At 74.7% G+C, this 13,337-nt stretch carries 6 protein-coding genes; all 6 read right to left on the bottom strand.

Features of this window, described 5'->3' with window-relative positions; all coding sequences use genetic code 11:
- Positions 1-7: 7 nt before the first annotated feature.
- The 6 genes from ABD160_RS20760 to ABD160_RS20735 all read right to left on the bottom strand — a co-directional run bounded on the left by ABD160_RS20760 (position 8) and on the right by ABD160_RS20735 (position 12,842).
- Positions 8-655: a DUF8185 domain-containing protein gene (locus ABD160_RS20760; protein WP_344024985.1), complete on the bottom strand. Its 648-nt coding sequence runs from the start codon at positions 653-655 to the stop codon at positions 8-10.
- Complete coding sequence (locus ABD160_RS20755) at positions 652-1,077, bottom strand: acyl-CoA thioesterase (protein ID WP_344024983.1); 426 nt, start codon at positions 1,075-1,077, stop codon at positions 652-654. The genes ABD160_RS20760 and ABD160_RS20755 overlap by 4 nt, the downstream gene beginning before the upstream one ends.
- Positions 1,078-1,098: 21 nt before the next feature.
- Positions 1,099-5,997: an NAD-glutamate dehydrogenase gene (locus ABD160_RS20750; protein WP_344024981.1), complete on the bottom strand. Its 4,899-nt coding sequence runs from the start codon at positions 5,995-5,997 to the stop codon at positions 1,099-1,101.
- Positions 5,998-6,115: 118 nt separating this feature from the next.
- On the bottom strand, positions 6,116-10,471 hold the full coding sequence (locus tag ABD160_RS20745; protein ID WP_344024979.1) for a hypothetical protein: 4,356 nt from the start codon (positions 10,469-10,471) through the stop codon (positions 6,116-6,118).
- Positions 10,472-10,573: 102 nt separating this feature from the next.
- Positions 10,574-12,250: an energy-dependent translational throttle protein EttA gene (ettA, locus tag ABD160_RS20740; protein ID WP_344024977.1), complete on the bottom strand. Its 1,677-nt coding sequence runs from the start codon at positions 12,248-12,250 to the stop codon at positions 10,574-10,576.
- Positions 12,251-12,275: 25 nt separating this feature from the next.
- Complete coding sequence (locus ABD160_RS20735; protein ID WP_344024975.1) at positions 12,276-12,842, bottom strand: single-stranded DNA-binding protein; 567 nt, start codon at positions 12,840-12,842, stop codon at positions 12,276-12,278.
- Between the last annotated feature and the right edge of the window lie 495 nt (positions 12,843-13,337).

The raw sequence follows: 13,337 nt of genomic DNA, 5'->3' as shown, positions 1-13,337 counted from the left end.
ACCGGGATCAGGCGGTGACCATCAGCGGCAGCGACACCACCCGGCGTCGCACGACGGCGCCGTAGCGGGCGTCGAGCCGCACCCAGGAACCGGCCGCCGACACCCGGACCCGCGGCCCGTCCCCGGCTCCGCCGGGACCGGAGCCCAGGAAGCCCATCCCGGACATCGCGAACAGCACCCGCATCGGCACCGTCACCGGGCGGCCCGGTTCCGGCGGCGACACCGTCAGCACCGTCTGGTCCAGCAGCGACGCCGGCGGCCCCATCGGCCCGGCGTGCTCGCGGGCCAGTGCCAATCCGCGATCGGCCAGCCCGTCCAGCTCGTCGGCGGGGACGTCGTCGACCAGCGCCCAGCCGTCCTCCGGTGGCAGCTCCTCGAACCAGGCCGCGGCCGGCCCGGGATCGATCTCCTCGGCCCGTTCCACCGCCAGCGCGGTCAGCAGCGACGACGCGTGCGCCGTCACCGGCCCGCCGCCGTCCAGGGTGCCGGTCACCGACCGGGTGACGAGCACGTCGAACGGGGTCCGCGCCCACGCCGTGACCCGGTCACCGGTGGCCGTCAGCCGGATCGCCGCCGCCTCGTCGAGCCGCGCCACCCGCGCGGTGAACGCGCCGAGATCGTCCCGCTCGGTCACGTCGGCCAGCCGCAGGATCACGAGACCTCCCCCAGGTGCCGCTTCAGGTAGTCGCGCTCGCCGTCGGTGAGCCGACGCGGCCGACCGGCGTCCAGATCGTAGAGCGCCATCCTGGTGGACGCGGTCACCGCGACCGGATCGTCCGGTCCCGGCCCGTCGTGCAGCAGGTAGTCCAGGGTGAACGACGCCGCCCGCAGGTCCCGCACGGTGATCTCCACCCGTAGCGGTTCGGACCGCCACGGCAGCTGCCGCTTGTACTCCACGTTCAGCCCGGCGACCAGCAGCCCGGACGAGAACCCGGTCAGCCCCTCCTCGCCGGCGCCGGTGAAGGCCAGCGCGACGCGGGCCTCCTCGATCAGCGTGACGATCCGGGCGTGGTTGACGTGCCGGTAGGCGTCCTGGTCGGTCCAGCGGAGCGGGACCTGCGCGACGAAAGCGGACATACGCCCGAGTGTCCCCGACCGCTACCGGGCCAGGCCACGCAGCTGGCGCGAGATCACCGACAGCGTCGCGAGGTCCAGCGAGGCGGACGCCCCGATCTCCTCCAGCGCGGTCCGCGCCCGGGACAGCTTCGACGCGTTCGCCTGCTCCCACGCGGCGACGGCCTCGGTGACGCCGGTGCCCGGCGGGGTCTCCCGCAGCGCGTCGAGGGTGATCGAGCGCAGCGAGCCGTACAGGTCGTCGCGCAGCGCGAGCCGGGCCAGCGCGTGCCAGCGGTCGCCGCGGTCGAGCCTGCTGACGGCGGTGAGCGCCTGGTCGACGCCGAGGTGCTCGGACAGCGCGTAGTACAGCCGGGCGACCTCGTCGGCCGGGCGGGGCTCCTTCTCCCGGTCGGACAGCTCGACGAGCTCGACGACGTCGAGCAGCCCGTAGGCGTACAGCGACAGTGCCGCCGGTTCGACGAGCGCCTCCGGCACGCCGGACGCCCTCAGCGCCGCCGCCCGGTCCCGGACGGCCGCCAGCTCGCGGCCCTGCAGCAGCTCGGGCAGCTGCCGGCGCAGCTGCGCGATCGGGTCGGCGAACCGGCTGATCTCGGCGCCGACGGCGAGTGGCTGCGGCCGGTTCGTGAGGAACCACCGCGACACCCGGTCCAGCAGCCTGCGGGACTCCAGCACGACGGCGTCGGCGACCGACACCGGGACGTCCGCGGTCCGGACCATCTCCCACAGCTCGGGCAGCGCGAACACCCGGGTGGTGACGGCCCAGGCCCGCATCACGTCGTCCGGCCCGGCGGCCAGCTCCTCACCCAGCCGGAACGCGTAGCTGATCCCGGCGCCGTCGACCATCTGGTTCACCAGCCGGGTGCCGATGATCTCCCGGCGCAGCGGGTGGTTGCGGACGGCGTGGTCGAACCGTTCGCGCAGCGGGGCCGGGAAGTAGGCGGGGAGCGTCGCGGCGAACGCCGGCCGGTCCGGCAGGTCGGTCTGCAGCAGCCGGTCGGTCAGGTCCAGCTTGGTGTGGGCGAGCAGGGTCGCCAGTTCGGGGCTGGTGAGACCGAGGCCGTCGGCGGCGAGCCCGTCGAACCCGGCCGGATCGGGCAGCACCTCCAGCTCGCGGTCCAGCCCGGTCCGCTCGACGAGATCGGTGACCATCCGGCCGTGCACGCCGACCATGTCGGCGGCGTGCGCCCTGGCGACGCCGAGGACGGCGTTCTGCGCGATGTTGTCGGCGAGCACCAGGTCGGCGACCTCGTCGGTCATCGACTCCAGCAGCGCGTTGCGCGCCGGGGTGTCCAGCATCCCCTCGGCGACCGGCCGGTCGAGCAGGATCTTGATGTTGACCTCGTGGTCGGAGCAGTCGACGCCTGCCGAGTTGTCGATGGCGTCGGTGTTGATCCGGCCGCCGGCCCTGGCGAACTCGATCCGGCCGCGCTGGGTGAGGCCCAGGTTGCCGCCCTCGCCGACGACGTGCACCCGCAGTTCGCGCCCGTCGACCCGGATGAGGTCGTTGGCCTTGTCGCCGACCTCGGCGTTGGACTCGTCGGACGCCTTCACGTACGTCCCGATGCCGCCGTTCCACAGCAGATCGGCGGGGGCCAGCAGGATGGCGTGGATGAGCTCCGGCGGGGAGAGCCGGGTGACGCCGTCGGGCAGGCCGAGCGCGGCGCGCATCTCCGGGCCGACCGGCACCGACTTGGCGGTCCGCGGCCACACCCCGCCACCGGCGCTGATCAGCGTGCGGTCGTAGTCCTCCCAGGACGACCGGGGCAGCTCGAACAGCCTGCGCCGCTCGGCGTAGGAGGTCGCGGCGACCGGGTCCGGGTCGACGAACACGTGCCGGTGGTCGAACGCGGCGACCAGCCGGATGTGCTCGGAGAGCAGCATCCCGTTGCCGAACACGTCACCGGACATGTCCCCGACGCCGACGACGGTGAACTCCTCGGTCTGGGTGTCCAGGCCGCGCTCGGCGAAGTGCCGCTTCACCGACTCCCAGGCGCCGCGCGCGGTGATGCCCATGGCCTTGTGGTCGTAGCCGACGGAGCCGCCGGAGGCGAACGCGTCACCGAGCCAGAAGCCGTACGACGCGGCGACCGAGTTGGCGAGATCGGAGAACGTCGCGGTGCCCTTGTCGGCGGCGACGACGAGGTAGGAGTCGTCGCCGTCGTGCCGCACGACGTCCGGCGGCGGCAGCGTCTCGGTGCTGCCGTCCGGCCGGGTCAGCAGGTTGTCGGTGACGTCGAGCAGGCCGGAGATGAAGGTCGTGTAGCACTCGCGCACGTGCTCGGGTGACGGCGACGGCGTCCGCACGACGAAGCCGCCCTTCGCGCCGACCGGCACGATCACCGCGTTCTTCACCGCCTGAGCCTTCACCAGCCCGAGGATCTCGGTGCGGTAGTCCTGCTGGCGGTCGGAGAAGCGCAGCCCGCCGCGGGCGACCGGCCCGAAGCGCAGGTGCACGCCCTCCACCCCGGGCGCGTACACGAAGATCTCGTACTTGGGCCGGGGCGGCGGCATGTCCGGCACGGCGGCCGGGTCGAGCTTGAACGAGAAGAACGGCCGGCCCCGGAACCAGTTGGTCCGCAGCGTCGCCTCGATCACGGCGAGCAGCCCGCGCAGGATCCGGTCCGCGTCGAGGCCGCTGACCTGGTCGATCAGCGTGGTCGCGTGCTCCAGCGCGCGGTGGTGCGCGGCCTCCCGCTCGACCGGGTCGGCGCGCTCCGGGTCGAACCGGGCCCGGAACAGGGTGATCAGGGCCTGCGCGACGTCCGGGTGCGCGACCAGGACGTTCGCCGTGTACTGCAGGGTGAACCGGCCGCCGACCTGGCGGGTGTAGCGGCTGTAGGCACGCAGGACGGCCGCCTCCCGCCAGTGCAGCCCGGCGCGCAGCACCAGCGCGGAGAACCGGTCGGACTCCGCGTCGCCGCGCCACGCGGCCGCGAACGCCTCCTCGAACCGGGTCCCGGCGTCCTCCACCGCGACGGCCGGTGCGGCGGGCGCCCCGGCGGGTTCCGGGGCGCGGACGCCGAAGTCGTACAGCCAGCAGCCGCGCCCGCCGGGCAGGGTGAACTCGTAGGGCCGCTCGTCGACGACGTCGATGTCGAGCTGCTGCAGCAGCGGCAGCATCCGGGTCAGCGTCGCCGGGGAGTCGCGCAGGTAGAGCGCGAACCGGATGTCGTCGTCCGCGCCGCGGTAGAGGCGCAGGTCGAACGCGTCGCCATCACCTGCACCGGCACCTGCACCGGCACCTGCGCTGTCACCACCGCCCGCGCCGAGTGTCATCACCCGGCGCAGGTCCTCGACGGCGTGCCGGGGCGCGACCCCGGCCTTGTAGGACCGGGGGACGCCGGCCAGCAGGGGCCGGGCCGCCGCACCGGCGTCGCCGAGGGCGGCGACCAGCAGGTCGTCCCAGGTCCGGGTGGCCTCGGCGACCTCGTCCTGCAGCCGGGAGACGTCCACCTCGGCCGGATCGGCCGCCGGGTCGGTGGTGATGGTCAGGTGCAGCATCGCCAGCTCGGCGTCGCCGACCTGCGCGGTGTAGGTGGTGTCGGTGCCGCCGAGCCTGCTGCGCAGGATCTCGGTGATCCGCAACCGGGTGTCGGTCGTGTAGCGGTCGCGGGGCAGGTAGACCAGGCAGGTCAGGAAGCGGCGGTACGGGTCGGGATGCACAAACAGCCGCACCGCGCGCCGGGCGCTGGCCTCCAGGACACCGACCCCGGTGTCGTGCAGCCGCTGCTCCGACGACGCGAACAGCTCGGCGCGGGGCAGCACCGAGAAGACCTCGAGCATCTGCTGCCCGGAGTAGGAGTCGGCGGGGAACCCGGCGCGCCGGATCGCGCCCCGGACCCGGCGGGCGACCACCGGGATGTCCAGTACGGACTCGTGCCGGGCCGGCACGGTGAGCATGCCGAGGAAGCGGTGCTCGCCGGTGACGGTGCCGTCGGCGGCGCGGGTCCGGACACCGACGTAGTACGGGTGCACCGCCCGCAGCACCCGGCTGCGTTCCCCGGCGCGGGTGATGAGCAACAGCCCCGCCGGGTCGCCGGCGCCGCTGCCCCCGGCGCAGGTCTCCCCGGGGAGGAACACGTTCGCCCCGGCGTCGTGCGGGCGCAGCACACCCAGGCCGGTCTCGGTGTCGGGCTGCAGGCGGCCGTCGCGGCGCGAGTAGTGCCGGTACCCGACGAACACGAAGTGGTCGTCGACCAGCCAGCGCAGCAGGTCGGCGACCTCGGCCGGGTGCACGTCGTCGCCCGGGTCCAGCGCGGTGACGGTCCCGGCGCCGGTGAGATCGTCGGCCAGGACGCGCGCCCGCAGGGTCATCGCGGCCGTGTCGTCGACGATCTGCCGGACGTCGGACAGCGTCCGTTCCAGCTCGGCCCGCAGCGCGTCCGGATCGAGCCCGCCGCCGGAGGCCCCGTTCCCGGGGAGGCCGCCCTCGTCGGCCCTGCCCTCGTACACCACGTCGAGGTGCATCCAGGACTCGGCGAGCGCGTCGCCGGGGCGGCCGGGATCGGCCTCGGTGTCGACACCGCGCAGGGTGCCCGCCGCGTCGCGGTGGACGACCAGGATCGGGTGCACGACCCGGCGCACCGTGCCGCCCGCCCGCGCGACCCCGGCGATGACCGACTCGACCAGGTAGGGCATGTCGTCGGTGACGATGTCGACCGTCGCCGCGCCCCCGACGCCGGGGACGACCCGGATGACGGCCCGGCCCGGCTCGCGGTGCGCGGCGAGCGCGAGATGCGCGTCGACGACGGACGCCGGGCCCGGCAGCGCGCCGCCGTCGGTGCTCTCCGGCTCGGGGGTGTGCCGGGCGTAGTGACGGACCAGGTCCGCGGCGGCGCTGCTGCCCGGGCGCGGTTCACCGCCCGCCGACGCGCCGAGGTCGGTCCTGTCTCCGGTGTCGCCCGTCGTACCGCTGCTCACGTCCCACTCCGACCCGCGTGTGTTGGCGGCCGTCACCCTATCCCGTGAGGGTGACGGCGCCGGGCACTCTGCGGAAACCCGGAACGGGGCCGTGAGCGGGCCGTTCGTGCAGGCCGGATCAGATCTCGCGATACGCGGCGAGCGCCCCGGCCAGGAGATCGGCCATGCTCATGTTCTCGGGGATCTCGGCCGGATCGCCGGACGTGGTCGTGCCGGCGTCGGACGGTGCGCCCTCGGTGGGCGGTGTGTTCCCGCCGGTGACCGCCGCGGCAGCGCTGCCGCCGCTCGTGCCCGGTCGCCCCGGGGCGGGCCGGTCGGCCGGGCCGGCCGCAGCCGGTTCGCCGGCCCCCGGGGTCGCGTCGGTCGTGTCGGTCGTGTCGTCGTCGGCCGGCGGGGCGCTCGCCCGCCGCACCGTGCGGGCACCGGACCCCGGCCCGGCACCGGAGGCCGCCCCACGCTCCCGCCGCACCGTGCGGGCACCGGACCCCGGCCCGGCACCGGACGCGGCCCCAGGCTCCTGCCCGACCCTGTGGGCACCGGACCCCGGCCCGGCACCCGACTCCGTCACCGGGGCTCCCGCCTCCCGGGGCCCGGAGTCCGTGGGTGCGGTGGACCGGCCTTCCGTACCCGGACCGGACCGGGACCCGGCCCCGGCGTCGTGGTCACCCGGACCGGGCCGCGCCCCGGCCGCGGCATCGGCATCGGGGTCGGGGTCGGGGTCGGGGTCGGGGTCGGGGTCGGCTGGGGCTGCGAACAGGTCGGCGCCGCTGAGCGGGACGTTCCCGCCGACCAGGTCGCCGAAGAGCCCGCCGGGCCGGTCCGCCGACCACGCGGCCCGGTAGACGTCGCGGGTGTGCGACCGGGCGGCCGCTTCGGATCCCGGTTCCGGCGCCGACGCGGGTCCCGGGTCCGGCCTCGCCACCGAGTCCAAACCCGGCTCAGGGGCCAGTCCCTCCACCTGCATCGGCCCCGGGACCGGGTCGAGCCCCGCCACCGGGTCCGGCCCCGCCACCTGCATCGGCCCCGACTCCGGGTCCAGCCCCTGCACCGGGTCCAGCCCCGCGGCCTGCATCGGCCCCGACTCCGGGTCCAGCCCCGACGCAGTCGTGGATCGCGGCTGCGAGTCCGGCCCAGGCGCCGCATCCGGACCGGACGCCTCGCCCGGCACGACCACCGGCTCCGGACCGACGGTGCGAACCGTCCACACGTCGTCGTGGCCGGCGGTGTCCCCCGCCAGCGCGAAGGGGCGTGCCGCGCCCGGCCGGCCGGGCCCCGATCCTGCCGCCGACGCGGCCGCCGGATCCCCGCCGGAGCGGCGGGCCCGCCCGTTCCGCTTCGGCAGCGCCCCCGGGCCGCTCCCCGTCGACACCGACGACCAGGCGACCGGCAGCCCGGCCCGGTCCCCGGCCGGATCCGGGTCCGCCTCGGCGGACCGGCTCCCGGTCACCGCCGACCCGGACAGGTCGATGTGCGCGCGGACCGCGTCGGCCAGCCGCCGGTCGGAGACACCCGCGCGGGGCCCCGCCGGGTCACTCCCGACAACGACCGGATCGTTCCCCGCCGCCGCCGGGTCACTCGCGACAACCACCGGATCGTTCCCCACCGCCGCCGGATCGCTCCCCACAGCCACGAGGTCGCGCCCCACAGCCGCCGGATCGCCGCCCAGCGCCACGCGGTCGCTCCCCAGAGCCGCAGGATCACTCCCCACAGCCACGAGGTCGCGCCCCGCGGCCGCCGGATCGCTCCCCACGACCACGGAATCGCTTCCCGCAGCCGCCGGATCGCTCCCCCGGACCGCCGGGTCGTTCCCGGCGGCCGCCAGGTCGTTTCCGGCGGCCGCCGCCCCGGCCGGTGCGCCGGCGGTGGTGTGCACAGCATGCTCGGCAGCGGCGACCGGCACGATGTCCGCGCCACCGTCGCCGGTCACCCCGCGGCGCGGCTCACCGGCGGCGTCGCGGCCACCGGTCCCGACGGGCGAATCCGTGCGCCGGCGCCCGCCACTGCCCGGCCGGACGGTGATCCCGGCCTTGAGCAGCGGCGCGACGTCCCCGTCCGCTGCACGACGCCGTCCCCCGCGCTCCTTCTCGGCGACGACGGACGCCAGATCGAGCGGCCTCGCCATCGCGGGGCCCGCGACCGGGTCCGGACGGGGCTGCTGCCCGTCGTCCCCGGTGCCCTCGGATCCCGGCGTCGCGGCGGGCACCGCGGACACCCGCTGCCGGTCGGCGGCCGGCGCCCAGGCCGGGGCGTCGACCCGGGCGGGCTCGTCCGGACCGGTCAACCGGCGGACGACCTCGTCGCCCTCGATGCCGTCCGGGCCGAGGGCGCGCAATCGCATCGCGGCCCCCTCGGGGAGACCGCCCTGCGGGACGCGATCGGCGAGATGGGTCGCGAGCGACCGGGCCCACAGCAGGACGGTCACCCGGTCTGCGTCCGGGAGGGTGACCCGCACGGCGGCGGCGTCGATACCCGCCGAACCGGACGGCGGCACCAGCCGGCGGGACCGCACGGCGATCTCGTGCAGCGTGCCCATCGCCTGCTCGGCGGGCACCGTCCGGCCATCGGCGTCGACGATGTCGACCAGGATCGAGCGCTCCACCGCCGCGGGGACGGCGGGCGTCCGCTCGGGTGCGGGGAGGCGCTCCGGCGCAGCGCGGTCCGGGGTGTCCGCGGTCCGGGCGGCCCCGTTCAGGACGCCCCGCGCGGGCACCCGGGAGCGGCCGTTGGCGCGCAGCTCCGCGACCAGCTCGTCGGCGAGCGGGGTGCCGGCGTCGGCGGTGTCGACGCCCGCGGGATCCGGCTCGTCGGTACCGGCATCACCGGCACCCACGGCATCCAGCACGCCGCGATCGGGGTGGTCGTCGTCGTGTGCCCCGGTGCGGGCCTGGCCACCGGTGGCGAGGCCGCCCGCGGCGGCCGACCCCGGTGCAGCCCGGTCGGGTCGGCTCCTCGACGGCAGCCGGCCGTGCTCACCCGACGAGCCCGACGAGCCCGACGAGCCCGACGAAGCGGACCATCCCGATCCGTTCCTCGGCGCAGGCACCGGGTCCGGACCGTCGACGGTGCCGAGCAGCCCGGACACCCCGAGCGGATCGTCCGGGTCGATCCCCGAGCGCGCCGTCGCGGACCGCCTGCCGGCCGTCCAGGACTCGGCGGGCAGCTCCCCGCCGGCGCCCGCCCAGCCCCGATCCGCACGCCCGGAGATCGCGCCCGCAGGCTCGGCCGTCACGCCGGCCCCGCGTCCGTGTGCGGCGACGATCCCGGACCAGGCGGGATCGCCGGACGCCGGACGCCCGCGGTCCTGATCCGCGTCCGCCGCAGCCGGCGTGCTCACCGGCACCGGCGACGGCCGGCGCCGCACGGCCGCACCGCGGGCCGGGGCCGCCTCCGGCAGCGGAAGCGCAGCCGCGACCGCCTGCCGGAACCGGCGGCCCCGGGCACGGTCGAGCCGATCGGCCTCGGCGGCCGCACGCATCGCCTCGAGCGCCTCGCGGTACCGGCCGGCGCTCTCGTACAGCTCCGACTGCGCGTTCCGGCAGGCCGCGACGAGTGCGGGGACGCCCGCGGCGGCGGCGCCCTCGGCGGCCTCGGCGAGCGCGCGCGACGCGTGGTCGGCCCGGCCCGCCTCCGCCCGCGCGAGCGTCAGCCGCAGCAGCACGCCCTGTCGTCCGGCGTCGGTGACGTCGCGCTGCGCGGCCGCGGCCCGCACCGCCGCGAGCGGCACCCGACCGGCATCGAGCAGCGCCGTGATCCACTGGCTGAGCAGCGCGGCCGCGAGGTGCGCCGACAGCGGACGCGCCTCGGGCCGGGTGGGCGTCCAGCCCAGCTGCGCGAGCCCGCGCAGCGCGCAGTCCACCGCGCGGTCGTGCTCCCGGCAGGCCCGGTACACCGAACCGGCGACGAGCTCGGCGTACGCCGACGCCTCCCCGCCGAGCCGCCCGGCACACGACTCCGTGGCCGCGCGCAGCCCGGCAAGGTCGGCACCCGCCGGGTCGGCGAGCGCGCACCGCACCTCGACGGCCAGCCGGTCGAGACGGAGCAGGCCCGCCTCCTCGCCCGGGGCGTCGTCCGGCAACCCGGCGACGAGTGCCCGGGCGCTCTCCCACTCCCCGTCCGCCTGGGCGACGGCGGCCAGCACGACCCGCAGCCGGAACGCCTCGGGCCGGCTCAGCAACGCCGCCCCGGGGGGCCGGGCGGGCACGGCGGGCACCGCCTCGTCGGGATCGCCGATGCCGGTGACCCCGCCGAGTACGGCAGTGGCGACGTCACGGGCGTCACCGCCGGCCGACAACCCGTCGAGCAGCCAGCCCGCGGCCTGGACCCAGTGCAGATCGTCACCGTCTGCAACGGCGCGCACGCAGGCGTGCCCGGCGAGCTCCGCGGTCAGCAGCGGACGCTGCCAACGCAGCGCCGCTGCTGTCCGCAGCTCGGCGGTTGCCGTACTACCGACACGATTTCCCAGGTCGGACGTCACATCGCCTCCTGTGGACACCACCGGCCGGATTGCACGTGCAGCGCCGTTGCGTCCGCTCTGCCCAGATCGGACCCGCCCGGGTACGGCCCGGCGGCGTAGCGCTCAGTCGCGAGTGAGCTTACGGTGCGTGACTCGATGCGGTCGCGCCGCCTCCGCGCCGAGCCGTTCGATCTTGTTCTTCTCGTAGGCCTCGAAGTTGCCCTCGAACCAGAACCAGGCAGCCGGGTTCTCGTCGGTGCCCTCCCACGCGAGGATGTGCGTGCAGACACGGTCGAGGAACCAGCGGTCGTGGGAGATCACGACGGCGCAGCCCGGGAACTGCTCCAGCGCGTTCTCCAGCGAACCGAGGGTCTCGACGTCCAGGTCGTTCGTCGGCTCGTCGAGCAGGATCAGGTTTCCACCCTGCTTGAGCGTCAGCGCCAGGTTGAGCCGGTTCCGCTCGCCACCGGAGAGGACCCCGGCCGGCTTCTGCTGGTCCGGGCCCTTGAAACCGAACGCCGCCACGTACGCCCTGGACGGCATCTCCACGTTCCCGACCTGGATGAAGTCCAGGCCGTCGGAGACGATCTCGAAGACCGTCTTCTCCGGTGCGATACCGCCCCGGTTCTGGTCGACGTAGGAGAGCTTGACCGTATCGCCGATCCGCACCTCTCCCGAGTCCGGCTTCTCGAGCCCGACGATCGTCTTGAACAGCGTCGTCTTGCCGACGCCGTTCGGGCCGATGACCCCGACGATGCCGTTCCGCGGGAGCGTGAAGGACAGGTCCTTGATCAGCTGGCGGCCGTCGAAGCCCTTGTCCAGGTGCGAGACCTCCACGACCTGGTTACCCAGACGCGGCCCCGGCGGGATCTGGATCTCCTCGAAGTCCAGCTTGCGGTGCCGGTCGGCCTCGGCGGCCATCTCGTCGTACCGGTCGAGCCGGGAACGGCTCTTCGCCTGCCGCGCCTTCGGGTTGGAGCGGACCCACGCCAGCTCCTCCTTCAGCCGCTTCTGCAGCTTGGCGTCCTTCTTGCCCTGGACGGCGAGCCGCTCCGCCTTCTTCTCCAGGTAGGTGGAGTAGTTGCCCTCGTAGGGGAAGGTCCGGCCCCGGTCGAGCTCGAGGATCCAGCCGGCGACGTTGTCCAGGAAGTAGCGGTCGTGGGTGACCGCCAGGACGGCGCCCGGGTAGTTCGCGAGGAACTGCTCCAGCCAGAGCACGCTCTCCGCGTCGAGGTGGTTCGTGGGCTCGTCGAGCAGGAGAAGGTCCGGGCTGGACAGCAGGAGCTTGCACAGCGCCACCCGGCGACGCTCGCCACCGGACAGGTGGGTGACCTCGGCGTCGGGCGGCGGGCAGCGCAGGGCGTCCATCGCCTGCTCCAGCTGGGAGTCGATCTCCCACGCGTCGGCGTGGTCGAGCTCCTCCTGGAGCTGGCCCATCTCCTCCATCAGCTCGTCGGTGTAGTTGGTCGCCATCTCCTCGGCGATCGCGTTGTACCGGTCGAGCTTGACCTTGATGTCGCCGAGCCCCTCCTCGACATTGCCGAGAACGGTCTTCTCCTCGTTCAGAGGCGGCTCCTGCTGGAGGATCCCGACGGTTGCTCCCGGCTTGAGCGTCGCGTCACCGTTGTTCGCGTGCTCCAGCCCTGCCATGATCTTGAGGACGGTCGACTTCCCGGCCCCGTTCGGGCCCACCACGCCGATCTTCGCCCCCGGCAGGAAGCTGATCGACGCGTTCTCCAGGATGACCTTGTCGCCGTGCGCCTTGCGCACGTTCCGCATCGTGTAAATCAGGTCCGCCACGACCACGATGGTAGTTCGGTCGCACTCAGCCGTCGGAGGCCGGTGCGGTCGCCAGCTGCTCCTGCCTGATGCGGTCGACCATGCTGCGGCCCTCGACGTCCTCCCCGTCCACGTCGAAGGGTTCGTCGACGTCGTCCGGCTCGTCGGTCGGGGGCTCGCCGACCACGACCTCCCAGCCGGACGCCGGCCGCCCGGTGCGGTCCTCCGCGGCGGCCTGCCGGTCCGGCCCGGGTGCCCGCGGAGGCACCAGGGCCGAGGAGTACTTCAGGTCGTATCCGACGCTGTCGGCCTCGATGCACAGCGTGCGACGCAGCTCGCCCTCCCGCCCCACCCACTCGTCCATGTACATGCGGCCGACGACGATGACGGAGTGCCCCTTCCCCAGGGTGCCGGCGGCGTGCTCGGCGAGGCTCCGCCAGCAGGTCACGCGGTAGTACGTCTTCGACACGTCGCGCCACTCCTTGCTGACGGTGTCCAGCCGGCGGTAGTTCTCCGCGACGGTCAGTTCGACGACGGCGACACCGGTCGGCGTGTAACGGAGCTCGGGCTTGCGGGTCAGGTTGCCGATGACGGTGATGCGGTTGGCGGGCACGGGATCCTCCTGGGCGGCGGTTTCGCTGTCCCTACGAGGGTCGCGCCATCGGGACCGCTGGGACGGTCGGTTCTCGCAGCTGTGGATGGTTCGGGGCCATGTGGACAACTCGACGCCCGACCGGGCACCGGGGTGTCGGCTGTCGGTGCGATGTGCTTGTGCCACCGGCTCGATGAGTGCCACCGGCACCACCGGCACGGGAGAGCTCGAGTCGGTGCGCAGCGCGGCCCGAGCGCGCCCCACAGGCGATCCGGCCGGCGGGGGATGCGAACTGACCCGGAGTCGGCCACGAGCCGGGCAGCTCCACCGCCATCAGACCAACCCGGGGAGCAGCGCGGGCACCCACGACACGGTTGCCAACGACGCGGTTGCCTACGACGTGATCGGCTACGACGTGATCGGCTACGACGTGGTCACCGGGAACGGGGCCGGGGCCTGTCAAGATCTCTGTGTAAGTCGATCCAGAAATTGTCAGGACAGGTAGGGACTGAGACG

The organism is Pseudonocardia kongjuensis (genome assembly GCF_039526905.1).
Lineage (GTDB): Bacteria > Actinomycetota > Actinomycetes > Mycobacteriales > Pseudonocardiaceae > Pseudonocardia > Pseudonocardia kongjuensis.
This window is presented reverse-complemented; position numbering and strand designations above follow the sequence as displayed.